This window comes from Pseudomonas sp. ERMR1:02 (assembly GCF_002277815.1).
Lineage (GTDB): Bacteria > Pseudomonadota > Gammaproteobacteria > Pseudomonadales > Pseudomonadaceae > Aquipseudomonas.
In genome coordinates, this window is the sequence record NZ_NKJI01000001.1 from 326069 (window position 1) to 352836 (window position 26768).

Annotated in this window: 23 protein-coding genes and 3 pseudogenes; 18 read left to right on the plus strand and 8 right to left on the minus strand. The window is 59.8% G+C overall.

All coding sequences use genetic code 11. From position 1 onward, the window contains the following. Positions 1-149 precede the first annotated feature (149 nt). Positions 150-395: a TIGR02647 family protein gene (locus CES87_RS01555; protein WP_094470036.1), complete on the minus strand. Its 246-nt coding sequence runs from the start codon at positions 393-395 to the stop codon at positions 150-152. A 228-nt stretch (positions 396-623) separates the two neighbouring features. Then, positions 624-920 carry a hypothetical protein gene (locus tag CES87_RS01565; RefSeq protein ID WP_128604666.1) on the minus strand — a complete coding sequence of 99 codons (297 nt, stop codon included), beginning with the start codon at positions 918-920 and terminating at the stop codon, positions 624-626. A gap of 125 nt (positions 921-1045) precedes the next feature. On the opposite strand from CES87_RS01565, the gene CES87_RS01570 reads away from it, so the two are divergent. Continuing rightward, a complete protein-coding gene (locus tag CES87_RS01570) occupies positions 1046-1705 on the plus strand; it encodes a glutathione S-transferase (RefSeq protein ID WP_128604667.1) in 660 nt (219 codons plus the stop codon). A 94-nt stretch (positions 1706-1799) separates the two neighbouring features. Here CES87_RS01570 and argH read toward each other — a convergent pair whose 3' ends face one another. Beyond that, positions 1800-3194, minus strand: coding sequence for an argininosuccinate lyase (gene argH, locus CES87_RS01575; protein ID WP_128604668.1), 1395 nt, complete (start codon positions 3192-3194; stop codon positions 1800-1802). Positions 3195-3614: 420 nt separating this feature from the next. Here argH and CES87_RS34115 point away from each other — a divergent pair. The 8 genes and pseudogenes from CES87_RS34115 to rsd form a co-directional block, all read left to right on the plus strand. Next, a pseudogene (locus CES87_RS34115) lies at positions 3615-3737 on the plus strand (sensor histidine kinase); the annotation flags it as partial. Then, positions 3734-4479, plus strand: a pseudogene (locus CES87_RS01580) (LytR/AlgR family response regulator transcription factor). The pseudogenes CES87_RS34115 and CES87_RS01580, both read left to right, overlap by 4 nt. A gap of 138 nt (positions 4480-4617) precedes the next feature. After that, entirely contained in the window at positions 4618-5559 is a 942-nt protein-coding gene (hemC, locus tag CES87_RS01585) for a hydroxymethylbilane synthase (RefSeq protein WP_128604669.1), read from the plus strand. After that, on the plus strand, positions 5556-6323 hold the full coding sequence (locus CES87_RS01590) for a uroporphyrinogen-III synthase (protein ID WP_128604670.1): 768 nt from the start codon (positions 5556-5558) through the stop codon (positions 6321-6323). The genes hemC and CES87_RS01590 overlap by 4 nt, the downstream gene beginning before the upstream one ends. A 16-nt stretch (positions 6324-6339) precedes the next feature. Continuing rightward, positions 6340-7500 (plus strand): uroporphyrinogen-III C-methyltransferase, encoded by a 1161-nt coding sequence (locus tag CES87_RS01595; RefSeq protein WP_128604671.1) that lies wholly within the window; start codon positions 6340-6342, stop codon positions 7498-7500. Then, a complete protein-coding gene (locus CES87_RS01600; RefSeq protein WP_128604672.1) occupies positions 7497-8735 on the plus strand; it encodes a heme biosynthesis protein HemY in 1239 nt (412 codons plus the stop codon). Before CES87_RS01595 ends, CES87_RS01600 begins: the two co-directional genes overlap by 4 nt. A 229-nt stretch (positions 8736-8964) precedes the next feature. After that, complete coding sequence (locus CES87_RS01605; RefSeq protein WP_128604673.1) at positions 8965-9513, plus strand: disulfide bond formation protein B; 549 nt, start codon at positions 8965-8967, stop codon at positions 9511-9513. Between the two features lie 177 nt (positions 9514-9690). Continuing rightward, the gene (gene rsd, locus CES87_RS01610; protein ID WP_128604674.1) at positions 9691-10149 is read left to right on the plus strand and encodes a sigma D regulator; all 459 of its coding nucleotides are present in this window, start codon (positions 9691-9693) and stop codon (positions 10147-10149) included. Positions 10150-10211: 62 nt separating this feature from the next. On the opposite strand, the gene CES87_RS01615 is transcribed toward rsd, so the two are convergent. Then, a complete protein-coding gene (locus CES87_RS01615) occupies positions 10212-10877 on the minus strand; it encodes an FKBP-type peptidyl-prolyl cis-trans isomerase (RefSeq protein WP_128604675.1) in 666 nt (221 codons plus the stop codon). Between the two features lie 192 nt (positions 10878-11069). On the opposite strand from CES87_RS01615, the gene CES87_RS01620 reads away from it, so the two are divergent. Continuing rightward, entirely contained in the window at positions 11070-12200 is a 1131-nt protein-coding gene (locus CES87_RS01620) for an AlgP family protein (RefSeq protein ID WP_128604676.1), read from the plus strand. Here CES87_RS01620 and CES87_RS01625 read toward each other — a convergent pair. After that, positions 12197-12661 (minus strand): TIGR02444 family protein, encoded by a 465-nt coding sequence (locus tag CES87_RS01625; protein WP_128604677.1) that lies wholly within the window; start codon positions 12659-12661, stop codon positions 12197-12199. The two genes, CES87_RS01620 and CES87_RS01625, sit on opposite strands and share 4 nt — an antisense overlap. Before the next feature lie 50 nt (positions 12662-12711). Between CES87_RS01625 and CES87_RS01630 the strand changes: the two genes are divergently transcribed. The 5 genes from CES87_RS01630 to CES87_RS01650 all read left to right on the plus strand — a co-directional run bounded on the left by CES87_RS01630 (position 12712) and on the right by CES87_RS01650 (position 18737). Then, positions 12712-14622 (plus strand): ATP-binding cassette domain-containing protein, encoded by a 1911-nt coding sequence (locus CES87_RS01630; protein ID WP_128604678.1) that lies wholly within the window; start codon positions 12712-12714, stop codon positions 14620-14622. Further along, the gene (locus CES87_RS01635) at positions 14622-15203 is read left to right on the plus strand and encodes a mechanosensitive ion channel family protein (RefSeq protein ID WP_128604679.1); all 582 of its coding nucleotides are present in this window, start codon (positions 14622-14624) and stop codon (positions 15201-15203) included. The genes CES87_RS01630 and CES87_RS01635 overlap by 1 nt, the downstream gene beginning before the upstream one ends. A 235-nt stretch (positions 15204-15438) precedes the next feature. Then, on the plus strand, positions 15439-16071 hold the full coding sequence (locus tag CES87_RS01640) for a LysE family transporter (RefSeq protein WP_128604680.1): 633 nt from the start codon (positions 15439-15441) through the stop codon (positions 16069-16071). Positions 16072-16255: 184 nt separating this feature from the next. Next, positions 16256-18154 carry a cytochrome c/FTR1 family iron permease gene (locus CES87_RS01645; protein ID WP_128604681.1) on the plus strand — a complete coding sequence of 633 codons (1899 nt, stop codon included), beginning with the start codon at positions 16256-16258 and terminating at the stop codon, positions 18152-18154. Between the two features lie 127 nt (positions 18155-18281). Continuing rightward, positions 18282-18737: a YaiI/YqxD family protein gene (locus tag CES87_RS01650; protein WP_128604682.1), complete on the plus strand. Its 456-nt coding sequence runs from the start codon at positions 18282-18284 to the stop codon at positions 18735-18737. 105 nt (positions 18738-18842) lie between these two features. Here the strand turns inward: CES87_RS01650 and elbB are convergent, their stop codons facing one another. Then, the gene (gene elbB / locus CES87_RS01655; RefSeq protein WP_128604683.1) at positions 18843-19511 is read right to left on the minus strand and encodes an isoprenoid biosynthesis glyoxalase ElbB; all 669 of its coding nucleotides are present in this window, start codon (positions 19509-19511) and stop codon (positions 18843-18845) included. A gap of 115 nt (positions 19512-19626) precedes the next feature. Between elbB and CES87_RS01660 the strand changes: the two are divergent. Beyond that, positions 19627-20861, plus strand: a pseudogene (locus CES87_RS01660) (sterol desaturase family protein). Here the strand turns inward: CES87_RS01660 and CES87_RS01665 are convergent. After that, positions 20842-21474 (minus strand): DedA family protein, encoded by a 633-nt coding sequence (locus CES87_RS01665; RefSeq protein WP_128604684.1) that lies wholly within the window; start codon positions 21472-21474, stop codon positions 20842-20844. The pseudogene CES87_RS01660 and the gene CES87_RS01665 sit on opposite strands and share 20 nt — an antisense overlap. 207 nt (positions 21475-21681) lie before the next feature. On the opposite strand from CES87_RS01665, the gene hemB reads away from it, so the two are divergent. Both hemB and ppk1 read left to right on the plus strand, forming a co-directional pair. Beyond that, positions 21682-22695 carry a porphobilinogen synthase gene (hemB, locus tag CES87_RS01670; RefSeq protein WP_128604685.1) on the plus strand — a complete coding sequence of 338 codons (1014 nt, stop codon included), beginning with the start codon at positions 21682-21684 and terminating at the stop codon, positions 22693-22695. An 18-nt stretch (positions 22696-22713) separates the two neighbouring features. Continuing rightward, entirely contained in the window at positions 22714-24936 is a 2223-nt protein-coding gene (gene ppk1, locus CES87_RS01675; protein WP_128604686.1) for a polyphosphate kinase 1, read from the plus strand. A 179-nt stretch (positions 24937-25115) separates the two neighbouring features. Here the strand turns inward: ppk1 and ppx are convergent, their stop codons facing one another. Then, the gene (gene ppx / locus CES87_RS01680; protein WP_128604687.1) at positions 25116-26618 is read right to left on the minus strand and encodes an exopolyphosphatase; all 1503 of its coding nucleotides are present in this window, start codon (positions 26616-26618) and stop codon (positions 25116-25118) included. Positions 26619-26768 lie beyond the last annotated feature (150 nt).

A 26768-nucleotide genomic window follows, 5' to 3' on the forward strand; every position in this document is an offset into this window, starting at 1 on the left:
GGAAGTTTAGCGCCTCGATCCCGGGATATTTAAGCTGATTTTGGTTTTTTGCCGTCAGATTTCTACCGCAGTGCGACGTCGAATAGCAGGTAAACGAGTATGCCCGCGGAAATCCCGTGTCGGGGTTTCCGTGGGCAATACGATGGGATTCAGGCTGTTTCCTGCACGCTAAGAATGGTCAGCACGGTTTGCACATTTTGTGCGGCGTCACGTCCCAGGCTGGTCAGATAACCACCATCGGGCTGGTCGATCAGTTCTTTTTCGTACAGGCGTTGGGCGGCGGCAATGGCTTTCGGGGCAGCGGTCTGATGAATTTTCAAACCCTCCTGGGAACTGTCCAGGTTGAAGAGTGCGAGGATTTCCAGTTCGGCAACCAGCTCAGGGGTAAGCGACATAGGGACTCCAGACTTTCTAGGAATTGGTCGATAGCGCCACTAAGGTGAACCCGCTTGTGCGGCATGTCCAGTGCTCGTAGCAGCCTTTTTTTCGCCATGGGCTGCATTCCCCCGATATCGCGGGAGGACTGTAGGAGCGAGGCTTGCCCGCGAAGAACGATGACGCAGTTTGTCTGGCTAACCGCGTTGGCCCCTTCGCGAGCAAGCTTCGCTCCTACGGGGGAGGGGTTATTTCTTTTCCGGCGGCAATTCTGGCAATGCTCGCAGCGCAGCTTCGTACCATTCGGTGTTGAACGCGCGGTCTTCTTCGAGGATCGCGTCGATTTCTACCGCCAAAACGTGGGCCATCAGGTTGAGGATTTCGTCTCGCTCGTAACCCACCAGTGTCAATTTATTGAAAGTCGCCTTGGCCGCTGGCGGATTTTCGCTTTCGATCTGGTTCTCGATGGCTTCGATCAGCGTATTCTCGGCGAACTCTTCTTCGTCGATGTCGTCTTGGTTGGTGCCGGGGGTTGGCTCGCTCATGGCAGGCTCCTCAAGGAAAGGCGGTCAGTTTACCCGCATTCAGCGCTGTGTTGCTGCTGGCGAGAACGCCCAAGGCGTTCTATAACAGGCACTGCCAACCCCCTGCATGGCCTGGAGGCTTTGTGATGCTCAAGCTTTATGGATTTTGTGTCAGCAACTACTACAACATGGTCAAGCTGGCGTTACTGGAAAAGGAACTGCCATTCGAAGAAGTACCGTTTCACGCAGGCAACAGCCCCGAGGCGCTGGCCATAAGCCCGCGCAGCAAGGTGCCGGTGCTGGGTGTCGAGCAAGGTTTCATCAATGAGACAGCGGTGATTCTCGAATACATCGAGCAAAGCCAGAAAGGCACGCCACTGCTGCCAAGCGATCCTTTTGAACGGGCTCAGGTTCTGGCGCTGGCCAAGGAAATCGAGCTGTACATCGAGTTACCTGGTCGCGCCTGTTTCGCCGAGGCGTTTTTCGGCATGTCGGTGCCGGATGCGATTAAGGAAAAGACCAAGGCTGAGCTGGTGCTGGGGTTTGCGTGCTTGGGCAGGCATGGCAAGTTTGCCCCTTATGTGGCGGGCGAGAGTCTGAGCGTGGCGGATTTGTACTTCCTGTACAGCGTGCCACTGGCTTGTGCGGTAGGGAAGAAGTTGTTCGATATCGATCTGTTGGCTGATATGCCGGCGGCAAAAGCGCTGCTGGAGCGTTTGGAGCAGAACCCGAACGTGCAGCGGATTGCGGCGGACAAGGAAGCGGCGATGCCTGCATTTATGGCGATGGTCGCGTCCAAAAAGTAGATTTTGTAGTGCATTCAAGTATGCATTCGCGGGCAAGCCTCGCTCCTACAGGATTGGTGTGATCTGTAGGAGCGAGGCTTGCCCGCGAAGCTTTTTAGCGGCTGGCGATCAGCGCCTGACCGCGAGCTACGGCAGCCTTCACCTGCGCCGGTGCAGTGCCGCCGATGTGGTTACGGGCATTGACCGAACCTTCCAGAGTCAGCACGGCAAATACGTCCTGATCGATCTGGTCGCTGAACTTGCGCAGCTCTTCCAGGCTCATTTCCGCGAGGTCCTTGCCGCTTTCCACACCATACTTCACGGCGTGACCAACGATTTCGTGACAGTCACGGAACGGCAGGCCGCGGCGCACCAGGTAGTCAGCCAGGTCGGTGGCGGTGGAGAAACCGCGAAGCGCCGCTTCGCGCATCATGGCGTGCTTGGGCTTGATCGCTGGGATCATGTCGGCAAACGCCCGCAGCGAGTCTCGCAAGGTATCGGCAGCGTCGAACAGCGGTTCCTTGTCTTCCTGGTTGTCCTTGTTGTAGGCCAGAGGCTGGCCTTTCATCAGGGTCAGCAGGCCCATCAATGCGCCGAATACACGACCGGTCTTGCCTCGCACCAACTCTGGCACGTCCGGGTTTTTCTTTTGCGGCATGATCGAGCTGCCAGTGCAGAAACGGTCCGGCAGATCGATGAACTGGAACTGCGCGCTGGTCCACAGCACGAGTTCTTCGGAGAACCGCGACAGGTGCATCATCGCGATGCTCGCGGCCGAGCAGAATTCGATGGCGAAGTCGCGATCGGACACGTTGTCCAGGGAGTTGCCGCCTACTGCGTCAAAGCCCAGCAGTTGGGCGGTGAACTCGCGGTCGATCGGGTAGGTGGTACCAGCCAATGCGGCGCTGCCCAGTGGCATGCGGTTGGTGCGCTTGCGGCAGTCGACCAGGCGTTCATAGTCGCGGCTTAGCATTTCAAACCAGGCCAGCATGTGGTGTCCGAAGGTCACCGGTTGCGCGGTCTGCAAGTGTGTGAAGCCCGGCATGATGCTGCCCGCTTCGCGCTCGGCTTGTTCCAGCAAGCCTTTTTGCAAGCGGGTGATTTCGCCCAGGATCAGGTCGATTTCGTCACGTAGCCACAGGCGTATGTCGGTGGCGACCTGGTCGTTACGGCTACGGCCGGTGTGCAGCTTTTTACCGGTCACGCCGATGCGGTCGGTCAGGCGCGCCTCGATGTTCATGTGCACGTCTTCGAGATCGACGCGCCAGTCGAACTGACCGGCCTCGATTTCACCCTGGATGGTCTTCAGGCCATCGGTGATGCTGTCGCGCTCGGCATCGGTCAGCACGCCGACCTTGGCCAGCATGGTGGCGTGGGCGATCGAGCCCATGATGTCGTGGCGATACAGGCGCTGGTCGAAGGTGACGGAGGCGGTGAAGCGGGCGACGAAGGCGTCGACGGGTTCACTGAAGCGGCCGCCCCAGGACTGATTGGTCTTGTCAGTGCTCATGAATTCGCTCGTATCGGCTGAAGAAAGTTGGCATTGGAAGTTGCCACGGATAATAACAGGGTTGCCAATCCTGTCGCAGACACTGGTCGACTGGTTTTGTAGGAGCGAGCTCGCTCGCGATGGACGTTAACGATTACGCGTGCTTTCTGGATAAGCGCGTCGCCCGTGGGTTCATCGTCGGAACGCCGCCCGGAGCAAGCTCGCTCCTACAGATATCCTTATTAGTACAACGATATTTTTCAATTGAGCAATATCGTCCCGGCAACCGTCTACAGTTGGACAGTAGGATCAGCGCACTTCTCGATGCCAGCGCTGACTATAAGAAGAGGGGTGTTCGGATTGCGTATCAGCAAACCCTGGGGCGATGCGTCGCCAATGCGGGCCTGGGCCGCGAATCGCCCGGCAGTAGTAAATTTAGCTGCCGGACCAGCGGCACTTTTTGACGCTCGCGCTAGTCTTAGCGTGGATCGCGGTGACAGACGTCACTTCACCTGTCTACGCTATCCTTGTGCGAGACTCACGCAGGAATCCAGCGCAATATGAATGTCCTGATCGTTGATGACGACCCCCTTGCCCGCGAGCGCCTGAGCCGAATGGTTGGTGAACTCGAGGGATACAGTGTCCTGGAGCCCAGCGCCACGAACGGCGAAGAAGCGTTGGCACTGATCGACAGCCACAAGCCGGATATCGTGCTGCTCGATATCCGCATGCCAGGCCTCGATGGTCTGCAGGTGGCCGCGCGATTGTGCGAGCGCGAAACCCCGCCCGCCGTGGTGTTTTGCACGGGGCCCGATGAATTTGCCGTGGAAGCCTTACAGGCCAGCGCCGTAGGCTATCTGGTGAAACCTGTGAGAACTGAACATTTACATGACGCATTAAAAAAGCCGAACGCCCCAATCGTATCCAGCTCTCGGCGCTGACCCGCCCGGCCGCCGAAAGTGGCAGCGGCCCTCGCAGCCATATCAGCGCACGCACCCGCAAAGGAATCGAACTGATTCCGCTGGATCAAGTGGTTTATTTTATCGCCGATCACAAATACGTGACCTTGCGCCACGAAGCCGGCGAAGTGCTACTGGATGAACCGCTCAAGGCCCTTGAAGACGAATTCGGTGACCGTTTCGTGCGCATCCACCGCAACGCCCTGGTGGCTCGCGAGCGTATCGAACGCTTGCAACGAACGCCGCTGGGACATTTTCAGTTGTTCCTGAAGGGCCTGAACGGCGACGCATTGATCGTCAGTCGGCGCCATGTGGCCGGCGTGCGGAAAATGATGCAACAGCTTTAATTCGCTGTTCGCAGGCGAATTTCACACCCGATTGCCGGATATCCGGGGCCAGGGAGGGCGAGTAGTTTCTGATACAAGTCAAAGTGGATTTGGCTGAGCTGTTATTATCCGTCGTATCTATTCAGTACGGATTGATCCATGTCCTCTCGCCAAATCCGCATCGCCACCCGCAAAAGTGCTCTCGCCCTGTGGCAGGCCGAATACGTCAAAGCCCGTCTGGAAGAGGCCCATCCTGGCCTGCTCGTGACGTTGGTTCCGATGGTCAGTCGTGGCGACAAGCTACTCGATTCGCCGTTGTCGAAAATCGGCGGCAAAGGCCTGTTCGTCAAGGAACTGGAAACCGCGCTGCTGGAAAACGAAGCTGACATTGCCGTGCACTCCATGAAAGACGTGCCGATGGACTTCCCCGAAGGCCTCGGTCTGTTTTGTATCTGCGAGCGCGAAGACCCGCGCGATGCATTCGTCTCCAATACCTATGCCAGCCTTGAAGAGTTGCCATCCGGCAGCATCGTCGGCACGTCGAGCCTGCGCCGTCAGGCTCAGTTACTGGCCCGTCGACCGGACCTGGAAATCCGCTTCCTGCGCGGCAACGTCAACACTCGCCTGGCCAAGCTTGATGCCGGCGAATACGACGCCATCATCCTCGCGTCCGCCGGTTTGATCCGGCTGGGTTTTGAAGATCGCATCACCTCGGCCATCAGTGTCGACGACAGCCTGCCGGCCGGTGGCCAAGGCGCAGTGGGGATCGAGTGCCGCAGCGTTGACAGCGAAATTCATACGCTGCTGGCGCCGCTGCATCACCAGGACACTGCTACTCGTGTGACGGCCGAACGTGCCCTCAACAAACATCTGAATGGCGGCTGCCAAGTGCCGATCGCCTGCTATGCCGTGCTTGAGGGCGAGCAGATCTGGTTGCGTGGCCTGGTGGGTGATCCGAGTGGCGGTCTGCTGCTCAGTGCCCAGGCGCGTGCGCCGCGTGGCGATGCCGAAGCCTTGGGTGTGCGAGTCGCCGAAGATCTTTTGAGCCAGGGCGCCGCCGACATTCTGAAAGCGGTCTATGGCGAGGCAGGCCACGAGTGACGGGCTGGCGCCTGCTGCTGACGCGTCCGGCGGATGAGTCGGCGGCGCTGGGCAGTCTGTTGGCCGCGCAGGGGATTTTCAGCACCAGCTTGCCGCTTTTGGACATAGTGCCGGTCCCTGTCTCTGACACAATGCGCGACGTGATCCGGGAATTGGATCGCTACTGCGCGGTGATCGTGGTCAGCAAGCCCGCCGCGCGGATCGGCGTCGAACTGCTCGACCGGTTTTGCTCGAAAACTTTGCGAGTGAAGTGGTTCAGCGTCGGTGCGGCGACGGCGCAGATCCTTGAAGATCATGGCTTGGATGTGAGCTTCCCGCAGGAAGGCGATGACAGTGAAGCCTTGCTTGAGCTTGCGAATTTGCGCGAGGCTATCGCCCGCCCTGATCAGCGTGTGCTGATCCTGCGCGGGGAGGGCGGGCGCGAACTGCTGGCTGAGCGCTTGCGTGAGCGAGGTGCTAGCGTCGAGTATCTGGAGTTGTACCGCCGCGAGCTGCCGCACTATCCGCCCGCCGCGCTTACGGGACGGATCGAAGCGGAACGCCTGAATGCACTGGTGGTCAGCAGTGGACAGGGTTTTGAGCACCTGCATCAATTGGCTGGCGAAGCCTGGCCGCAGTTGGCGCAGTTGCCGTTGTTTGTACCAAGCCCCAGGGTCGCCGAGCTGGCACGTGCTGCCGGTGCCCTGACAGTTGTGGATTGTCGTGGCGCCAGTGCCGCGGCTTTGCTGACGGCGTTACGGGAGCATCCCGTGCCCGTTCTCTAATGCAAAGGATGGATACGTGAGCGAAACAGCCTTGCCTAAAGATGACGTCCGGCCAGTGCTTGATGCACCGGTTGATGCACTTGTTGATGAAGCGCCGCTGTCACCTGCTGCAGTGCAGCGCCGAGGCAATGGGCTGGCAATTGTCGCACTGTTGCTGGGCGCTGCCGGTATTGCGGTGGGCGGTTGGGGAGTCTGGCAGGTGCGCCACCTGCAAGCGACCAATCAACAGCAGTTGAGCCAGGTGCAGAGTTTGAGCGACGAGGCGCAAAGCCTGAAGCTCAATGAGCAGCGCCTGAGTGCGCGTCTGGAGCAACTGCCCGGCGCCGATGTGCTGGAAGAGCGCAGTCGTCTGGTGATTCAGCTTCAGGGTGATCAGCAGCGACTCAATCAACGTCTGGAAACCGTTCTTGGCGCCAGCCGCAAGGACTGGCGACTGGCCGAGGCCGAGCACTTGTTGCGTCTGGCCAGCCTGCGCCTGTCCGCGTTGCAGGACATCAGCAGCGCCCAGGCACTGGTTCAGGGCGCCGACGAAATTCTCCGTGAACAAAATGACCCCGGTGCCTTCGCTGCTCGCGAACAGGTGGCCAAAACCCTGGTGGCTTTGCGCAGCACCGAGCAGCCGGATCGCACCGGGCTGTTCCTGCGTTTGGGTGCACTGCGCGAACAGGTGGTCGGCCTCACCGAGCTCGCACCCGAGTACAAAGATCGTGGCGAATCCCTGCTGGGCCTGACTGCCGATGGCGACGGCGCCAGCCGCTGGGCACAATGGTGGGATCAAATCTCGCGCTACATCCGCATCGATTTCGACGCCAATAAAAATGTCCGTCCGTTGCTCGCCGGACAGAGCCTGAGCCAGGTACGCCTGGCTTTGAGTCTGACACTGGAACAGGCGCAATGGGCCGCGCTCAATGGCCAGGCAGCGGTGTACAGCCAGGCGCTGGACGAGGCGCGCGACGTGCTCAAGGGTAACTTCAACCCGGACAACCCGCAGAGTAAGGTGATGCTTGAGCAGGTAGCCGAATTGAGCAAGCAGCCCGTTACCGTGGTTACCCCGGACCTGACCGGTACGCTCAGCGCGGTTCAGGGGTATCTGGAACGGCGCAATGTTAACGCCGAGGACTCGATCAAGCCGCTGGCCAAGCCTGCCGCGAGCACCACGCAGGAGGCCACTCCATGAAGCGCCTGTATGTGATCGTGTTTCTGGCCATCGCCGCTGCGGCTGCGTTGGGGTTGGCAATAGCCGAACATTCCGGTTACGTGCTGATCGCCTATAGGAGCTTTCGCTTCGAATCGAGTCTGTGGGCGACGCTGGCGCTGGTCGCCGTGCTTTGGCTGGTGTTCTGGGGCATCAAAGCGCTGATCGAGTTGGTGACGACTTCCGGCGGCGTGGTCAATCCCTGGTCACGGCGCAATCGCAGTCGCCGGGTACAGGTAGCGATCGAACACGGGCAGCTGGACCTGGCCGAAGGTCGCTGGGCCAGTGCGCAGCGTCATCTGCATCGGGCCGCGGAGGCCGAGCGCCAACCGCTGCTTTATTACCTCGGTGCTGCGCGCGCTGCGAACGAACAGGGGCATTACGAGGAGAGCGACAACCTGCTGGAGCGTGCGCTGGAGCGCCAGCCTCAGGCCGAGTTGGCAATTGCTTTGAATCACGCACAATTGCAGACCGATCGGGGTGATACCGACGGCGCCCTGGCGACGTTGCAAGCGATGCACGAGCGCCATCCTCATAACGTACAGACCCTGCGCCAGTTGCAGCGCCTGCTTCAGCAGCGAGGCGAGTGGTCGGCGGTCATTCGCCTGCTGCCGGAACTGCGCAAGGACAAAGTCCTGCCAGCGGCTGAACTGGCTGAGCTGGAGCGCCAAGCCTGGGGTAAAAATCTGACCCTGGCGGCGCATCAGGAAGAGGACGGGGCCGTCGGTTTGCAATCGCTCAATCGCGCCTGGCAGCAGCTGACTTCGGCTCAGCGTCAGGAACCGCAACTGGTGCTCGCCTATGCCGATCAGTTGCGGCAACTGGGCGCGCAGGTCGAGGCCGAAGAGGTTTTACGTACGGCGCTCAAGCGCAACTATGACAGTCACCTGGCACGGCTTTACGGGTTGGTTCGCGGCAGTGATCCGGCTCGTCAGCTGAACCTCGCCGAGGGCTGGCTCAAGGATCACCCTTCCGACTCAAGCTTGTTACTGACCCTGGGACGGCTGTGTTTGCAAAGCAGCCTTTGGGGCAAGGCGCGGGACTATCTGGAAAGCAGCCTGCGTGTGCAACGCAACCCGGAAGCGTGCGCCGAACTGGCGCGGCTGCTGGCGCAGATGGGTGACACCGAGCGTAGCAATCAGCTATTCCAGGAAGGTCTGGGCTTGCTGGATGAGCGCTTGCTGGCAGCGCCGTTGCCGGTCTCGGCGCACGCTTGATACGCGAATGAAGGGGCGCTCGAATGGGCGACCCCATTGCCTGTGTTTTGTCGGAATTTTACTTTCGCGGTGCGTCTTCAGCAAAGTCCTACAATGGACTACGCCTAATCCTCTAGCAGTTGTCGGGAATTCCCTACACCTCTGCTGAAGTGTCCCTGCCAGCCTGCCTTGAAACGCCCGAGCGCTTTCCTCTACCGTAGCCGTCGACTCTTACTGTTACGGAAAAGCCATGTCTTTGGCCTGCACACGCTCTTTGTTTTTCACGGTTTTCGTTACGGGTACCCTGGTCTTGGGCGTGTCCTACTATCTGGAGTATTCCGTCGGCCTCATACCGTGTGGATTGTGCCTTTTGCAAAGGTTTTGCCTGGCATTGCTGGTCGGTGTCTGCCTGATGGCGGCAGTGCACGGGCCTGGTCGCCTTGGTTCATTCCTGTATTGGCTGCTAGGCCTGCTCTGTAGCCTGGCTGGTACGGTCACGGCGTGGCGGCAGGTGCTGTTGCAAAGTGATCCAGTGCATTTATCGATCTGCACGCCCAATCTGGCTGACCTGTTCGCCAACGCTCCGTGGAGCTATGTTGTGCAGCAGATGTTCAAAGGCACCATCGACTGTGCGCAGATCTCCTGGACGCTGTTCGATTTGAGCATCCCGGAGTGGAGTTTGCTGTTCTTTGTCGCGATGATGACTCTCGGTATTTATCAGCTGTTGCGCCTTGTCTGGAACGCGGTTCGACGACCGCTCAGCGGCGAGTCGTCGCACCAGGTCCTGGCCGGTGATTAAACACTTGTATGAACTTTATCGCCTGCGTACCTTGAAGCCACCGTCGCGCGGGCATAATCTGGCCCGCACGTGTCATTGGATTTATGTTGCTCGATGACGCTCTGCCGGGCTGACTCTTGATCTTCAGGAGTACAACGGGTGTAGAGCAGCATGACCCACAAGGGAAGAGAGACCGCCATGCTCGAAAGTTGTCAGAATGCTCAGGAACGTTGGGGTGGAGTACATCTGCTGATCGATCGCTGGTTGCAGGAACGTCACGAACTCGTTCGGTCCTATGATGCGCTCGGCGCCAAGCCTGAGGCTCTGGGCGAGAACCGCAAACCTTTGCAGGAGTTCTGCGGCGTACTGGTCGATTATGTGTCCGCCGGGCACTTCGAGATCTATGAACAGCTGACGGGGGAGGCCAAAGCCTTCAACGACAAGCGTGGTCTGGAGCTCGCCGAGACCATCTATCCGCGCATCGATGTCATTACCGAGAAACTGCTCGCGTTCAATGACCTGTGCGATGCCGGCAAGTGTGTTGCTGAAGAGTTCAAGACGCTGGGTGGTCTGTTGCACGAACGCTTCGAACTGGAAGACTGCCTGATCGAAGTGCTGCACACCGCTCACAAGGAAACCGATTCGGTCCAGGCCTGAACCGCGCTTTCCGCAAGACCCCGAAAACGGTGCGCCAAGGCGCACCGTTTTCATTTGCGCTATCAGCCGGTGGCGCCGCGCAATTCGACTTCAAACACCAGCGGGGTGAACGGCGCGATCAGGTCACCGGCACCGTCGGCGCCATAGGCTTGTGCCGATGGAATCACCAGACGCCATTTCGCGCCGACCGGCATTTGCTGCAATGCGCTACGCCAGCCGTTGATAACGCTATCGAGACTGAACCATTGCGGCTGGCTGTTCTGGTCGAACACTGTGCCGTCAGGAAGGCGTCCGATGTAAAGCACCTGCACCTTGCCGTTCGGTCCGGCCTTGGCACCGGTACCCGGTGCCAATTCCGTCAGCAGTATTCCATCCGCCAGTTCTCGCACACCGGGTTTGGATTTTTCTTCGGCGAGAAAACGTTGCTCCTTTTCCAGTGCCAGTTCGCTTTGCGGCGCAGATGTTTGCATGGCAACCCGGGCTTCGTGTTCGGTCAGAATCTGTTCGATCTGCTCGTCTTTCAACGCCAGCGGCTTGCCTTGATAGGCTTGCTGCAAACCTTCGACCAGTGCTTTGAGTTGCAGGTCGGGAACCTCCTGACGCAAGCGTTCGCCGAGGCTCGCACCCAGGCTGTAAGCGAGATCGTGAGCGTCATTTTCCTGGTTTTTTTCGGCGGCCTGAGCCACGGAAAAAATCACGCACAGCGATAAAAAAAGGTAGCGCGACATGGGCACTCTCCAGCCTGAGATGCGGGCGATTATGCCAGTGTGAATGTGCTTAACGGTGAACTGCTTTTGCTCAAGTGCAGAACATTTTCCATCTGTTGCAACGCAACGCTTTGGATACTGTCAAGATGCCCTAGCGGCGGTAGCAGCAGAGGTCTAGTATGAGCCGCACCCACGTCAGCCAGGAGGTAAACCATGTCGGCCACCAAGAAGCCTGTAAATACCCCGTTGCACTTACTCCAACAACTCTCGGGCAGCCTGCTCGAGCATCTGGAAACCGCTTGTTCCGAAGCCTTGGCTGATGCTGAAAAATTGCTCGCCAAACTGGAAAAGCAGCGCGGAAAAGCGCAGGAAAAATTGCACAAATCCCGCACCAAATTGCAGGACGCTGCAGCGGCCGGAAAGGCCAAGGCACAAGCCAAAGCCAAGGACGGAGTAAAGGCGCTCGAAGACCTGCTTGATGCACTCAAGGAGCGTCAGTCGGACACTCGCGGCTACATTCTGCAACTCAAGCGCGACGCTCAGGAAAGCCTGAAATTGGCCCAGGGTGTTGGTCGTGTACAAGAGGCTGTCGGCAAGGCGTTGTCCCTGCGTGCGGCCAAGCCTGCTGCGGCTCCTGCGAAGAAAGCCGCTGCCAGCCCGGTTGCCGCAAAAGCACCGGCCAAGACTGCCGCCAAACCGGTTGCCAAAGCACCGGTGAAAGCCGCAGTAAAACCTGCCGCTAAACCTGCGGCGAAAAAACCAGTCGCTGCCAGCGCTGCTAAACCGGCTGTTAAAACTGCGGCTACCAAACCGGCTGCCAAGCCAGCCGTTGCTAAAACTGCTGGCGCAAAACCAGCTGCAAGAACCGCTGCCGCGAAACCGGGCGTGGCGAAAACCGCAGTGGCCAAAACGGCTGCAAAACCAGCCGCAAAACCAGCTGCTAAAACAGCCGCTGCAAAACCTGCTGCCAAGTCGGCCGCAAAACCTGTCGCGGGTAAAACCGCTGCCAAGCCAGCTGCAAAACCAGCAGCTAAACCGGCTGCGAGAACTGCTGCAGCAAAACCTGCGGCCGCCAAGCCAGCCACTGCTGCAAAACCTGCCGCTGCCAAACCGGCTGCAAAACCAGCAGCTAAACCTGTCGCTGCAAAACCTGCTGCCAAGCCTGCGGTTAAAAAACCTGCCGCTGTTGCCAAGCCGACCCCGGCACCTGCTGCCAAGCCAGCAACGCCAGCGCCATCCGCTTCGGCTGCCCCTGCGCCAGCAGCAACTATCTCGACAGCCACCACTGCGCCAACGCCAGTTGCACCGTCGAGCACTGCCACCACCCCAACCAGCGCTTCCTAAGTGCCGGATACCGCGACGCGCAGCTGATGCAGCGCGTCGTGGTCCAGTTGGGTGGCGCGCGCTGCCACGCCTTCGAGCCAGGCCGATAAATCGGTCGCCTCATCCTGCGGCCAGTCTTGCGCCACTCGTTCCAGTCGCAATAACAGAAGTCGTTCAGCTTCCAGTTCCAGTGTCTTCACTTCTTCACGCAAATTATTCAGGCCGGCATCTTCGCCAGCGGCGACTTTCCATCGCTCTCGCAGGGCGCGCACCGGTTGAACGACCTCAGCGTCCCAAGGCCCGGCTATATCACGAAGCAGCTTCAATCGCTGTTCGTCGAAGGTCACTCCACGTTCTCCCAGCCACAGCCCGCACAGCAGCAGGCACACGTTCGCGCCCTTCGACTGCAATTGCAGGCACGCGCGTTCAACGCCGCGACGGGAATAGGTAATCTCGGAAAAGCTCCACAGGTCAGAGGACATAGTGCTACTCGCGCCAGTTGCGAGCGAAGCTGGTAGACTCCGCCGCCATTATGATTCGACTTCAGAACCTGACTTTACAGCGTGGCCCGCAACGTCTGCTAGAAGACGCCGAGCTGACCCTGCACGCCGGCCACAAAGCCGGCCTCATCGGTGCCAATGGCGCCGGCAAATCGAGCCTGTTCGCCTTGCTTCGGGGTGAACTGCACCCGGATTCGGGTGACTGCTTCCTGCCGGCCGACTGGCGTATCGCCCACATGCGCCAGGAGGTCGACACGCTCGAGCGCCTGGCGGTCGACTACGTGCTCGATGGCGACCTGCGCCTGCGCCAGGTGCAACGCGACCTGGCGGCAGCCGAAGCAGCCCATGACGGTGCTGCACAGGCCCGCCTGCACTCGGAACTCGACAGCGCCGACGGGTACACCGCCGACGCCCGGGCGCGCAAGTTGCTGGCAGGCCTGGGCTTCACCAATGAGCAGATGGATCGCCAGGTCGGAGATTTCTCCGGTGGCTGGCGGATGCGTCTGAATCTGGCGCAAGCCTTGATGTGCCCTTCGGATTTGTTGCTGCTCGACGAACCGACTAACCACTTGGACCTTGACGCCATCATCTGGCTCGAAGAGTGGCTCAAAAGTTATCCCGGCACCCTGATGCTGATCTCCCACGACCGGGACTTCCTCGATGCCGTTGTCGATCACGTGGCCCACGTCGATCAACGCAAGATCACCTTGTATCGTGGCGGCTACAGCGCCTTCGAGCGTGCCCGTGCCGAGCGTCTGGCCCAGCAGCAGCAGGCCTATGAGAAGCAGCAGGTGCAACGTGCGCACATGGAAAGCTACATCGCCCGCTTCAAGGCCCAGGCCACCAAGGCCCGTCAGGCCCAGAGCCGGATCAAGGCGCTGGAGCGGATGGAAGAGCTGACCGCTGCCCACGTCGATTCGCCATTCGACTTTGTTTTCCGCGAATCACAAAAAATTTCCAGCCCGCTGATCGACCTGTCCGATGCCCGCTTGGGCTACGGCGAGAAAACCGTGTTGGAGAAGGTCAAGCTGCAACTGACGCCAGGCGCGCGGATTGGATTGCTTGGCCCTAACGGCGCGGGCAAGTCGACCCTGATCAAAAACCTCGCGGGTGAACTCGAGCCTCTGGCCGGCCGGTTGACCCGTGGCGAGAACACCGTTGTCGGCTACTTCGCCCAGCATCAGCTTGACTCTCTGGATGCCAAGGCTAGCCCTTTGCTGCACTTGCAGCGTCTGGCCCCGACCGAGCGCGAACAGAGCCTGCGCGACTTCCTTGGCGGTTTCGATTTCCGCGGTGCGCGGATCGACGAGCCGGTGCTGAATTTCTCCGGTGGAGAGAAGGCGCGTCTGGCGTTGGCGTTGATTGCCTGGGACCGGCCGAACCTGTTGCTGCTTGACGAACCGACCAACCACCTGGACCTGGAAATGCGCCTGGCGCTGACCATGGCCCTGCAGGAATTCAGTGGCGCGGTACTGGTGGTCTCCCACGACCGTCACCTGCTCAAAAGCACCACCGATAACTTCTTTCTGGTGGCGGACGGCAAGGTCGAAGAGTTCGACGGCGATCTGGAAGACTACACCCGCTGGCTGGTGGACTACCGTCAGCGCAATGCCCCGGTCAGCAACACCCCGGTCAACCCGGACAAGACCGACAAGAAAGCCCAGCGTCAGGCTGCGGCCGCCTTGCGTCAGCAACTGGCACCGCACAAGCGCGAGGCTGACAAGCTCGAAGCCGAGCTGGGCAAGCTTCACGAGAAACTGGCGAAGATCGACACCAGCCTCGGCGACAGCGATATCTACGAGCCAATGCGCAAGAACGAGTTGCGTGATTTGCTGGCCGAACAGGCCAAGCTGAAGGTGCGTGAGGCGGAGCTGGAAGAAGCCTGGATGGAAGCTCTGGAACTGCTGGAAAGCATGCAGGCGGAGCTGGAGGCGCTGTCCTGATGGACGCGTTCAAGCTGCCGCTGCCGGCAATGTGGGTCGAGCCGATCTGGCTCGGCGTGCAAATCCTGCTGATCCTGCTGGCCGGCTATGTCGCGCAGCGTTTTGTCGCCAAGTGCCTGACCCGTCTCGGTGAGCGCTATCCGTTCCCACCGCAGTTGCTGATGCCGCTGCGCGGCGGTCTGCGCTGGCTGATCATGGGCAGTGCGCTGATTTTCGTGCTGGAGCGCCTTGGGGTTTCGGCCACGGTGCTCTGGACGGCATTGTCCGGTTTTGTCGCGGTCGCTGCGGTGGCGTTTTTCGCCATGTGGAGCGTGCTCTCCAATCTACTGTGCGCGATCCTGATTTTTACCGTCGGCCCGTTTCGCCTGGGTGATGTGGTCGAACTGGTGGATACCACCGACAAGCCTGGCGTCAAAGGCCGGGTCGTGGCAATCAATCTGCTGTACACCACGCTGATCGAGGCCGCAGAACTCGGTACTGGTAGCGCCATGGTGCAAGTGCCCAATAGCCTGTTCTTCCAGCGTTCGGTTCGGCGTTGGCGCGGGACTGATGTGTTCCCTTCCAGCGGTTTTGAAAAATAAGACATCTATTTGCTGACAGACCGCTTCGCGAGCAGGCTCGCTCCTACAGTGGATCTATGGCGTTCACAAATATTGTGGTCACTGAAGATCAAATGTAGGAGTGAGCCTGCTCGCGATGGGGCCCTCAGGTGGCAAACGCCGGTCGGCAACCGCAACATCCTGAAAAAATCGATAGTCATCGGCCCAAAGCCGCATTAGCTTAGACGTCTGTCACGAGTCTGAGCCGAGGTGTGCAATGGAGCTTCAAACATGGATGGCGTTTTTTGCCGCCTGCTGGGTGATCAGTCTGTCTCCCGGTGCCGGCGCCATTGCGTCGATGTCCAGCGGTCTGCAATACGGTTTCTGGCGTGGTTACTGGAACGCCTTGGGCCTGCAATTGGGCCTTGCGGTGCAAATCGCCATTGTCGGCGCCGGTGTGGGAGCGATTCTTACAGCGTCGGCTACAGCCTTCTATGCGATCAAATGGTTCGGTGTGGCGTATCTGGTTTATCTGGCGATCAAGCAATGGCGTGCGCTGCCCAGCAATATGAGTGATGACTCGGCCGTACGCCCGATCGGCAAACCGATGGTCCTGGTATTCCGTGGATTTCTGGTGAACATCAGCAATCCCAAGGCGCTGGTTTTCATGCTCGCGGTGCTGCCTCAGTTCATCGACCCGCACGCGCCACTGCTGATCCAGTACCTGATCATCGGTGCGACCATGATTTGCGTCGATCTGATCGTCATGGCCGGGTATACCGGGCTGGCGTCCAAAGTGCTGCGACTGTTGCGCACACCCAAGCAGCAAAAACGCATGAACCGCACTTTTGCCGGGCTGTTCATCGGCGCGGCGGCGTTCATGGCGACGCTGCGAAAAGCCGCCATATAAAACCGCAAGCCACAAAAAAGGCGACCTTTTCAGGTCGCCTTTTTTATTCCCTCAACGAGAGTAATGCTTCTCGCGAAAGTGAATAACAGGCCGGACCTCGTTAAGCCCTGCGCACACAAAGCTTGAGTGAAAGTGATTGAGAGGGAACAATATATTACTTCGTATTTCCAATTGAGATTCATTCATGATTGCCCCGTCCCGTTTCCTGGCCTGGCTGATAGCGCCAGTGTTTGCCCTATGCAGTTTCAACCTGCTGGCCGACACGGTGGAAGGCGCGCCGCAAGCCCTGCATTTACTCGACTACATCGGTGCTGATTACCCGCAAGCAGTGCAGGCAGGCAAGGTTGTCAACGAGTCCGAATACCGCGAGCAACTGGAGTTCGTCCAGGCGTTGCAAGGCCTGGTGTCTGCCATGCCGGCCAAGCCGGAAAAGGCCGGGTTGGAGCAGGGCATCAGCACACTGCGTAATGCGATCACTTCGCGTCAGGAAGGCGGGGATGTCGCCCGTCAGGCGCGGCAACTCGGAGCGAAACTGGCCGTGGCCTATGAAGTCAGCCAGGCGCCGATCATTACCCCGGACCCGACTCGTGGTGCGCCGCTGTATGCACAGCACTGCTCCGTGTGCCACGGCGATACCGGGGCGGGTGATGGTCCGGCGGGTGTCGGCCTGACGCCGCCCCCGGCCAATCTGCGCGATAACGCGCGTCTGGATCACCTGAGTCTCTACGCGATCTACAACACCTTGGGTCTGGGGGTTGAAGGCACCGACATGCCAGCCTTCGCCGATCAACTGGATGATCGTCAACGTTGGGACCTGGCAACCTACATCGCCGGCTTCAGCGCCGATCCGGCGACTGCGAGCAGTGACAAGGTCTACAACATTGCCGATCTGGCCCGTCAAACCCCGTCCGAAGTTCAGGCCGCCGATGGCCCGCAAGCCACGGCGACCTTCCGTGCGCAACGGGCGCAGCCGCCGCAGGTCAAGCGTGGCCCGGCCCAGTTGCTCGACTACACCGCCGCGACTCTGGACAAGAGCGTCGCGGCCTATCGTGCGGGCGACCACGATCAGGCCTATGACTTGTCGGTGGCGGCGTACCTGGAAGGTTTCGAGCTGGTCGAAAGCTCCCTGGACAACGTCAACGCTGACGTGCGCAAAGACACTGAAAAATCGCTGATGGCCTATCGTCAGTCGTTGCAGGATGGCTTGCCGGTGGAGCAGGTCGAGCAGCGTCTGGAGGCGGCCAAGGCCAAATTGAAGACATCTTCCGGCTTGTTGGGCAGCGATGGCTTGAGCTGGTCTCTGAGCTACATTTCCGGCCTGTTGATTCTGCTGCGCGAGGGGCTGGAAGCGATTCTGGTACTCGCGGCAATCCTCGCTTTCTTGCGTAACACCGGCCAGCAATCGGCGGTGCGCAGCGTCAACGTCGGTTGGGGCCTGGCGCTGTTGGCTGGTCTGGGAACCTGGGCGTTGGCGGCGTATGTGATCGATGTCAGCGGTTCGCAGCGTGAATTGCTGGAAGGCGCGACGGCGTTGTTCGCCAGCGTCATGGTGCTGTGGCTCGGCGTGTGGATGCACGACCGTCGCCATGCCGCGGCCTGGCAGGATTACATCAAGAGCAGCCTGGTCGGCGGCGGCGGACGTTTCGGTTTTGCGATACTGGCGTTCTTCTCGGTGTATCGCGAACTGTTCGAAGTGATCCTGTTCTACGAAACCCTGTGGTTGCAGGCCGGGCCTGCGGGACATGACGCGGTGCTGGCCGGCGGTGTGACGGCGCTGGTGCTGCTGGTGGGTCTGGCGTGGGTGATTCTGCGTGGTTCGGCGAAATTACCGTTGGCGTTGTTCTTCAGCATCAACGCCGGTCTGCTGTGTGCGTTGTCGGTGGTGTTCGCCGGGCATGGCGTGAAGGCGCTGCAGGAAGCCGGGATCTTCGGTACACGGCCGGTGCCGTTCTTTGAGTTCGACTGGCTGGGGATTCATGCCGATGCGTATTCGTTGAGTGCGCAGGCGGTGGCGTTGATCGCGATCATCGTGCTGTACAGTCGTAGTCGCATGGCTGAGAAGCGGCGGGTGCAGGTTTCCTAAAAAGCATTCGCTGCGCTCATATTCGCGGGCAAGCCTCGCTCCTACAGGATTCGTGCGGTGTTTGTGGTCGCGTATATCCTGTAGGAGCGTGGCTTGCCCGCGAAGCTTTTCAATAGAGGAAAAACCGATGCGTGTCTGGATCGATGCCGACGCCTGCCCTCGGGCGGCCAAGGATCTGGTGGTGAAGTTCGCCCTCAAGCGCCAGTTTGAAGTGGTGCTGGTGGCCGGTCAGCCGCAGAGCAAACCGGGCTTGGCCTTGGTGAAGTTGATCGTGGTGCCGAGTGGTCCGGACGCGGCCGACGACTACCTGGTAGAGCACGCAGTGCCTGGTGAGCTCGTGATCTGCAGCGATGTGCCATTGGCCGACCGTCTGGTGAAAAAGGGTGTGGCGGCGCTGGACCCGCGGGGCAAGGAATTCGACGCGCAGAACATGGGCGATCGGTTGGCGGTGCGTAACCTGTTCACGGACTTGCGAGAACAAGGACAGATGAGTGGCGGACCGGCGCCGTTTGGCGAGCGCGAGAAGCAGGCGTTTGCCAATGCGCTGGATCGGATTTTGACGCGGCTGACCCGCAAACTGTAGGAGCGAGCCTGCTCGCGATGGACGTCAACGATAACGAGCGCTACCTGGATGAACGCGGCGCCCTCACGTTTTTCGCGAGCAGGCTCGCTCCTACAGTAAATCGTGTCAGGCGTCGTTTTCGTGGGTCAGTTCGAGCACTCGGTCGACCAGCTTGTTGATGCCCGATGCCGCTTCGCTGACGCTCTGAGCCAGCATGTACGCCGGGGTGCTCACCAGTTTGCGCGCCTTGTCTTCTACGATATCGCTCACTGCACAATCCTTGTGGGTGGCGCCCATCTTGTTCAACGCGGCTGCGGTTTCGGCGTCGTTGCCGATGGTGCAGGTCACGCCCGGACCATAGATTTTCGCCGCCAGAGCCGGCGAGATGCAGATCAGGCCGACCGGTTTACCGGCCTCGGCGAACGCTTCGGTCAAGGCCAGAACATCCGGTTGCACGGTGCAGCCGGTGCCTTCGACGGCAAAATTGGATAGGTTCTTGGCCGATCCGAAACCGCCGGGAATGATCAGCGCATCGAATTCTTCGGCGTCCGCTTCACGAATGTCCTTGATCTCGCCACGGGCAATCCGCGCAGACTCCACCAGCACGTTGCGCGACTCGGGCATTTCTTCGCCGGTCAGATGGTTGATCACGTGCAACTGGGCGATATTGGGTGCGAAACACTGTACCTGCGCACCACGCTGGTCCAGGCGCAGCAGGGTAATCACGCTCTCATAGATCTCGGCGCCGTCGTACACGCCACAACCGGAAAGGATCACTGCAACTTTTTTGCTCATGGGCTTTTCTCCAGATTCATGGCGTTAAATGTCCACTAATTTGTCACTCGTTGCCATAGGGTTAATTCACGGCTACACATAGCATCTGTCCTCAAGATTCCGATCAGGGCGCGTCATGGACTTCATTCTGTATGCGGTGCCGTTTTTCTTTGTGCTGATCGCCGTCGAACTGCTGGCCGACCGTTGGCGCGGAGTCAGCAACTATCGGGTGGCGGACGCGATCAACAGCATCAGTACCGGCGTGCTGTCGACCACCACCGGATTGCTGACCAAAGGTGTGGGGTTGGTGACCTATGCATTGGCCCTCAAGCATCTGGCGCTGTTCGAGCTTTCGGCCGATAGCGTCTGGGTCTGGGTGTTCGCCTTCGTGTTTTATGACTTTTGCTATTACTGGCTGCATCGCATGGGCCACGAGCGCAACATTCTCTGGGCTGCGCATTCGGTGCATCACCAGAGCGAGGACTACAACCTCTCCACGGCCCTGCGCCAGACAAGTACCGGCTTTCTGTTGAGCTGGATCTTCTACCTGCCCTTGGCCATCGCGGGCGTGCCGCTGCTGGTGTTTGTCAGCGTCGCCGCGCTGAACCTGCTGTACCAGTTCTGGGTGCACACCCGGCATATTCCCAAGCTCGGCTGGTTCGAGTGGTTCTTCGTCACGCCATCCAATCATCGGGCCCACCATGCACAAAACGCTCTCTACATGGATCGCAACTACGGCGGGGTGTTCATTGTTTGGGACCGTCTGTTCGGCTCGTTCCAGGAAGAAGACGACAATGAACCGGTGATTTTCGGCGTGACCACGCCGCTGGCGAGCTGGAACCCGATATGGGCGAATGTGCAGTTTTACGCGCAGTTGTGGGCGGATGCGCGGCGTGCCGAAAGTACCTGGGACAAGCTGCGGATCTGGTTCATGCGCACGGGTTGGCGGCCGGCGGATGTGGCGGCGAAGTACCCGATGAACAAACCGGACCTGAGTCAGTTTCGCAAATTCGAAGTGCAACTGGATGGGCGTCAACTGTGGTACGTGGCGTTGCAGTTTTGCGTCTACATCGCGCTGGGCAGTTACTTGATGAATCTGGAGCCGAGCCTGCCGACCGGTGCGCTGGTGCTGGGCTGGGGGCAGTGGCGCTGGGGTTGTTCGTGCTGGGCGTGGCCCTGGAGAATCGCCCGTGGGCGTTGAAGCTGGAGCTGCTGCGGCTGGCGTCGAATGTGCCGCTGGTGTGGCTGGCGCCGCTGGTGGGGCTGTGGCCGGTCAGCGCGGTGGGCTGGGTCGGCCTGCTCAGTTACAGCCTGCTAAGTGGCATCGGTCTCTACTGCTGCAGAAACCGTTTTACTCGATTGGCGTCTTAGGCTCGCCAGTGTTGGCCCGTTTGGCCTTCAGGGCTTGCTCGTCGGCGTAAACCTGCTTGGCCAGACGCGCATTCTTGAAGCGTCGGCGCAACCACAGGCCCACACCCAGGATGAGCAAAGCGCCGAGCACCCACAGCTCATACTTCTTGATGCTGCCGAGCATGCCTTCCAGCACTGCACCGAAGTGATAGGCCGCCGCTGCCAGTGCGGCAGCCCAGATTGCCGCGCCAATCCCGTTGAGCAGCAGATAACGCCCCGGTGGATAGCCCGATAAGCCAATCGCCACCGGCATCACAGTGCGCAGGCCGTAGACAAAGCGGAAGCTCAGGACCCAGATGTCCGGGTGCTTGCGGATATGTTCCAGCGCCCGGTCACCCATCAACTGCCAGCGCGGTTTGCGTGCCAGCAGCTTGCGCCCGTGCTTGCGTCCCAGGAAGTACCACAGCTGATCGCCGGCATAGCTGCCGCAGAACGCCACGACCACCACCATATTGATGTCCATGTATCCACGGAACGCGAGGAAGCCTGCGAGCACCAGGATGGTTTCGCCTTCGAAGAACGTGCCAAGAAACAGGGCAAAGTAGCCGAAGTCATGCAGAAATTGTTGGAGCATTGTCTGGGTGCTGGCGAAATGAACGCGCAGCCTAACCCTTCGTACACAATCAGGAAAGTGTCCAAATGTGTCTCGACGTGAACATTTCCTACAACGACAATGGAATGCGGCTACGCGTCACAAGGTGCGCACAACTGTAATACGTTCGTCATAATGGCCGCATATAACTGTCACGCTCGCCCGTAAGCGCGGGCTCAGGAGTCTGCCGTGAGCTTTACCCCCGCCAACCGTTTGTTTCCTGCAACCCGCCTGCGTCGCAACCGCCGTGACGATTTTTCGCGTCGACTGGTCCGTGAAAACGTGCTGACCGTCGATGACCTGATTCTGCCGGTGTTCGTGCTGGACGGTGAAAACCGTCGCGAAGCGATCGCCTCGATGCCTGGTGTCGAACGCCTGACTATCGATCTGTTGCTGGAAGAAGCGGCCAAGTGGGTCGAGCTGGGAATCCCGGCACTGGCGCTGTTCCCGGTGACGCCTTTGGGTCTCAAGTCTCTGGACGGCGCCGAAGCCTGGAACCCCGAGGGTATCGCCCAGCGTGCCACCCGTGCCCTGCGTGCGCAGTTCCCGGAGCTGGGCGTGATCACCGACGTCGCGCTGGACCCGTTCACCACCCACGGCCAGGACGGCATTCTCGACGAAGAAGGCTATGTGCAGAACGACATCACCGTCGACGCACTGGTCAAGCAAGCCCTGTCCCATGCCGAAGCCGGCGCTCAGGTCGTTGCGCCGTCGGACATGATGGATGGCCGCATCCAGGCGATCCGCGAAGCCCTCGAAGTGGCAGGTCACGTCAACGTGCGGATCATGGCCTACTCGGCTAAGTACGCCAGCGCCTACTACGGTCCGTTCCGCGATGCGGTCGGTTCGGCGCTCAACCTGGGCAAAGCCAACAAGGCCTCCTATCAGATGGACCCGGCCAACAGCAACGAAGCCCTGCACGAAGTGGCGGCAGACTTGTCAGAAGGCGCAGACATGGTCATGGTCAAGCCAGGCATGCCTTATCTGGACATTCTCTGCCGGGTGAAAGAAGAATTCAAAGTGCCGACTTTTGTCTATCAAGTCAGCGGCGAATACGCCATGCACATGGCAGCGATCCAGAATGGCTGGTTGAGCGAAGGGGTTATCCTTGAATCCCTGACTGCTTTTAAACGTGCAGGTGCTGATGGCATCCTGACGTACTTTGCCATTCGCGCAGCTCAATTGTTACGAGAGCAAAAATAGCTCTCCCAGGAACACTCGATGAATACCGAAGGACTCACTGAAGTTGCCGTAAAAGACGCTCAACCGCTGGTGGAGCAAATCGACGAAACCCCGCCGGAACTGGAGCCTGCTCCGCCCGCGGCGGTGACTGAGCCCGTTCCGGCGGCGCCGGCGATTGCCGTTCCTGGCCTGGATGACAGCAGTCTTTACATCCATCGCGAGCTGTCGCAACTGCAGTTCAATATCCGCGTGCTGGAGCAGGCACTGGACGAGTCCTACCCGTTGCTGGAACGGCTGAAGTTTCTGCTGATTTTCTCCAGCAACCTGGACGAGTTCTTCGAAATTCGTGTTGCCGGTCTGAAGAAGCAGATCACCTTCGCCCGTGAACAGGCTGGCGCCGATGGCTTGCAACCGCACCAGGCGCTGGCCCGCATCAGCGAACTGGTGCACGGTCATGTTGACCGTCAGTACGCGATCCTCAATGACATTCTGTTGCCGGAGCTGGAAAAACATCAGGTCCGCTTCATCCGTCGCCGTCACTGGACGACCAAGCTCAAGACCTGGGTTCGCCGGTATTTCCGCGACGAAATCGCACCGATCATCACCCCGATCGGCCTCGATCCGACGCACCCGTTCCCGCTGCTGGTAAACAAGAGTCTGAACTTCATTGTCGAGCTCGAAGGCATTGACGCCTTCGGTCGCGATTCCGGTCTGGCGATTATCCCGGCACCGCGTCTGCTGCCGCGGGTCATCAAGGTTCCGGAAGAGGTCGGCGGCGCTGGCGACAACTATGTGTTCCTGTCGTCGATGATCCACGCTCATGCCGATGACCTGTTCCAGGGCATGAAGGTAAAAGGCTGCTATCAGTTCCGCCTGACCCGAAATGCCGACCTGGCGCTGGATTCCGAGGACGTCGAAGACTTGGCCCGTGCCCTGCGCGGTGAGCTGTTCTCCCGTCGCTATGGTGACGCGGTGCGTCTGGAAGTGGCCGATACCTGCCCGAAACTCTTGTCCGATTACCTGCTCAAGCAATTCAACTTGAGCGAGACCGAGCTGTATCAGGTCAACGGTCCGGTGAACCTGACGCGTCTGTTCAGCATCACCGGCCTGGACAGCCAGCGCGAGCTGCAATACCTGCCGTTCACGCCGCAGATCCCGAAACTACTGCAGAACAGCGAGAACATTTTCAGCGTGATCAGCAAGCAGGACATCCTGTTGCTGCACCCGTTCGAATCGTTTACGCCAGTGGTCGACTTGCTGCGTCAGGCAGCGAAAGACCCGCACGTTCTGGCGGTGCGTCAGACGCTCTACCGCTCCGGCGCCAACTCGGAAATCGTCGATGCGCTGGTGGATGCGGCGCGTAACGGTAAGGAGGTCACTGCGGTGATCGAATTGCGCGCACGGTTCGACGAGGAATCCAACCTGCAACTGGCCAGCCGTCTGCAAGCGGCCGGTGCGGTGGTGATTTACGGTGTGGTCGGCTTCAAGACCCACGCCAAGATGATGCTGATCCTGCGCCGCGAGGCCGGTGAGATCGTGCGTTATGCGCACTTGGGCACGGGTAACTACCACGCCGGTAACGCGCGCCTGTACACCGACTACAGCCTGCTGACTTCCGACGACGCCCTGTGCGAAGACGTCGGTAAGCTGTTCAGCCAGTTGATCGGCATGGGCAAGACGCTGCGCATGAAGAAGCTGTTGCATGCGCCGTTCACCCTGAAGAAGGGCATGCTCGACATGATTGCCCGCGAGACCCAGTTCGCCCTCGACGGCAAACCGGCGCACATCATCGCCAAGTTCAACTCGCTGACCGATCCGAAGATCATTCGCGCGTTGTACAAGGCCAGTCAGTCGGGCGTGCGCATCGACCTCGTGGTGCGTGGCATGTGCTGCCTGCGTCCGGGCATTGCCGGTGTTTCGCACAACATCCACGTGCGCTCCATCATCGGTCGCTTCCTGGAACACACCCGGGTGTTCTACTTCCTCAACGGCGGTGAAGAGCAGATGTTCCTCTCCAGTGCCGACTGGATGGAGCGCAACCTCGACAAGCGTGTCGAAACTTGCTTCCCGGTGGAAGGCAAGAAGCTGATCATGCGGGTCAAGAAAGAGCTGGAGCTGTATCTCACCGATAACACTCACAGCTGGAGCCTGCAGTCGGACGGTCGTTACATCCGTAACACGCCAACCGGCAACCAGAACCCGCGCAGTGCCCAGGCTACGTTGCTGGAGCGCTTAGGTAGCCCGATCCTGACGGTTCGTTAACGCAATTTCGGCTAGCAAAAAAGGGGCGATCCAAGTGGATCGCCCCTTTTTTGTAATCACACCCAACCCGTGTAGGAGCCGGCTTGCTGGCGAAGACGGCAGTCCGGCCAACACTGCGGTGCCTGAAACACCGCCTTCGCCAGCAAGCCGGCTCCTACATGGCCGTATTTAATGAATTTTTATCGAACGCTCAACACGATGTCGACGCGGGTCAGCCATTCCGCTTCGATGGCGAAGTCGGCCTGGGTCAGCTGATTGTCGTCCAGCCAATTTTCCGGAAACACCACTTCCAGGCTATTGCCATTGGCGTTCAGTTCCACCTGAGGCATTTGCTGGGTGCCGCGGATGTGATGGAACAGGATCGCAAAGCGCAGCAACACGCACAGGCGAATCAGCTTGATGCCGTCTTCACCGAAATCGGCAAACTTGTCCTTGGGAATGTTGCGGCGGTGGCCACGCACCAGCAGCGCGAGCATCAGTTGATCTTCGCGGGAGAAACCGGCGAGGTCCGAGTGCTCGATCAGGTAGGCGCCGTGTTTGTGGTACTGATAGTGGGCGATGTCCAGGCCTACTTCGTGGACCTTGGCCGCCCAGCCCAGCAACTCGCGCCACACACCGTCTTCCAGATCCCAGTCCTTGGCCACCTGATCGAAGGCGTGCAGGGCCTTGCGTTCGACGCGCGCTGCCTGTTCCAGATCAACGTGATAGCGCTCCATCAGCGAGGTTAGCGTGCGTTCGCGTACGTCTTCGTGATGGTGGCGGCCCAGCAGGTCGTAGAGCACACCTTCACGCAGGGCGCCTTCGCAGTGATCCATGCGTTGCAGTTCGAGGGAGTCGAAGATGGCTTCGAGAATCGCCAGGCCGGCCGGGAAAATCGCGCGGCGGTCAGGCTTGATGCCTTCGAAGTCGATTTTCTCGATATCGCCAAGCTTGATCAGCTTGCGCTTGAGCCAGGCCAGGCCTTCGGCGTTGACTTCGCCGGTGCCGTGACCGCCAGCCTTCAACGCCAGGCCGATGGCGCGGATGGTGCCCGAGGAGCCGATGGCTTCATCCCAGGTCAGGCGGTGCAGGGCGTGTTCGATGCTCATGATCTCCAGCCGGGCCGCGGTATACGCCTGGGCGTAGCGGGCCGGGGTGATCTTGCCATCCTTGAAATAGCGCTGGGTGAAGCTGACGCAGCCCATTTGCAGGCTTTCGCGCAACAGCGGTTCGAAGCGCTGGCCGATGATGAACTCGGTACTGCCGCCACCGATGTCGGCCACCAGGCGCTTGCCCGGGGTATCGGCGAGGGTGTGGGACACGCCGAGGTAGATCAGACGCGCTTCTTCACGGCCGGAGATGACCTCCACCGGATGGCCGAGGATTTCTTCGGCGCGGCGGATGAATTCGGCGCGGTTGCGCGCTTCACGTAGGGCGTTGGTACCAACGATCCGCACGGCGCCCAGTGGCATGCCGTTGATCAGTTGGGCGAATCGCTTCAGGCAATCGAGCCCGCGCTGCATGGATTCTTCGCTGAGATGACGCTCTTCGTCGATGCCGGCAGCCAGCTGTACCTTCTCCCCGAGACGTTCGAGAATACGGATTTCGCCGTTCTGGGCCTTGGCCACGACCATGTGAAAGCTGTTGGAGCCCAGGTCGATTGCGGCGATCAGGGACAGATTCTTGGCTTGGGATTGCGGCATGGTCAGGGGTCTCGGTCGATAACCATGACATCGTGCCACGATCAAAGGCTGCCGCCAACGCGCAGTGTTCAAAGCCGATCGTTCCCACGCTCCGCGTGGGAATGCAGCCCGGGACGCTCTGCGTCCCAAAAGCGGACGCGGAGCGTCCGT

Coding starts and splice junctions, on each gene's coding strand:
- CES87_RS01555 (WP_094470036.1), bottom strand. CDS start 395: ATGTCGCTTACCCCTGAGCTGGTTGCCGAACTGGAAATCCTCGCACTC.
- CES87_RS01565 (WP_128604666.1), bottom strand. CDS start 920: ATGAGCGAGCCAACCCCCGGCACCAACCAAGACGACATCGACGAAGAA.
- CES87_RS01570 (WP_128604667.1), top strand. CDS start 1,046: ATGCTCAAGCTTTATGGATTTTGTGTCAGCAACTACTACAACATGGTC.
- argH (WP_128604668.1), bottom strand. CDS start 3,194: ATGAGCACTGACAAGACCAATCAGTCCTGGGGCGGCCGCTTCAGTGAA.
- hemC (WP_128604669.1), top strand. CDS start 4,618: ATGTCCTCTCGCCAAATCCGCATCGCCACCCGCAAAAGTGCTCTCGCC.
- CES87_RS01600 (WP_128604672.1), top strand. CDS start 7,497: ATGAAGCGCCTGTATGTGATCGTGTTTCTGGCCATCGCCGCTGCGGCT.
- CES87_RS01605 (WP_128604673.1), top strand. CDS start 8,965: ATGTCTTTGGCCTGCACACGCTCTTTGTTTTTCACGGTTTTCGTTACG.
- rsd (WP_128604674.1), top strand. CDS start 9,691: ATGCTCGAAAGTTGTCAGAATGCTCAGGAACGTTGGGGTGGAGTACAT.
- CES87_RS01615 (WP_128604675.1), bottom strand. CDS start 10,877: ATGTCGCGCTACCTTTTTTTATCGCTGTGCGTGATTTTTTCCGTGGCT.
- CES87_RS01620 (WP_128604676.1), top strand. CDS start 11,070: ATGTCGGCCACCAAGAAGCCTGTAAATACCCCGTTGCACTTACTCCAA.
- CES87_RS01625 (WP_128604677.1), bottom strand. CDS start 12,661: ATGTCCTCTGACCTGTGGAGCTTTTCCGAGATTACCTATTCCCGTCGC.
- CES87_RS01630 (WP_128604678.1), top strand. CDS start 12,712: ATGATTCGACTTCAGAACCTGACTTTACAGCGTGGCCCGCAACGTCTG.
- CES87_RS01635 (WP_128604679.1), top strand. CDS start 14,622: ATGGACGCGTTCAAGCTGCCGCTGCCGGCAATGTGGGTCGAGCCGATC.
- CES87_RS01640 (WP_128604680.1), top strand. CDS start 15,439: ATGGAGCTTCAAACATGGATGGCGTTTTTTGCCGCCTGCTGGGTGATC.
- CES87_RS01645 (WP_128604681.1), top strand. CDS start 16,256: ATGATTGCCCCGTCCCGTTTCCTGGCCTGGCTGATAGCGCCAGTGTTT.
- CES87_RS01650 (WP_128604682.1), top strand. CDS start 18,282: ATGCGTGTCTGGATCGATGCCGACGCCTGCCCTCGGGCGGCCAAGGAT.
- elbB (WP_128604683.1), bottom strand. CDS start 19,511: ATGAGCAAAAAAGTTGCAGTGATCCTTTCCGGTTGTGGCGTGTACGAC.
- CES87_RS01665 (WP_128604684.1), bottom strand. CDS start 21,474: ATGCTCCAACAATTTCTGCATGACTTCGGCTACTTTGCCCTGTTTCTT.
- ppk1 (WP_128604686.1), top strand. CDS start 22,714: ATGAATACCGAAGGACTCACTGAAGTTGCCGTAAAAGACGCTCAACCG.
- ppx (WP_128604687.1), bottom strand. CDS start 26,618: ATGCCGCAATCCCAAGCCAAGAATCTGTCCCTGATCGCCGCAATCGAC.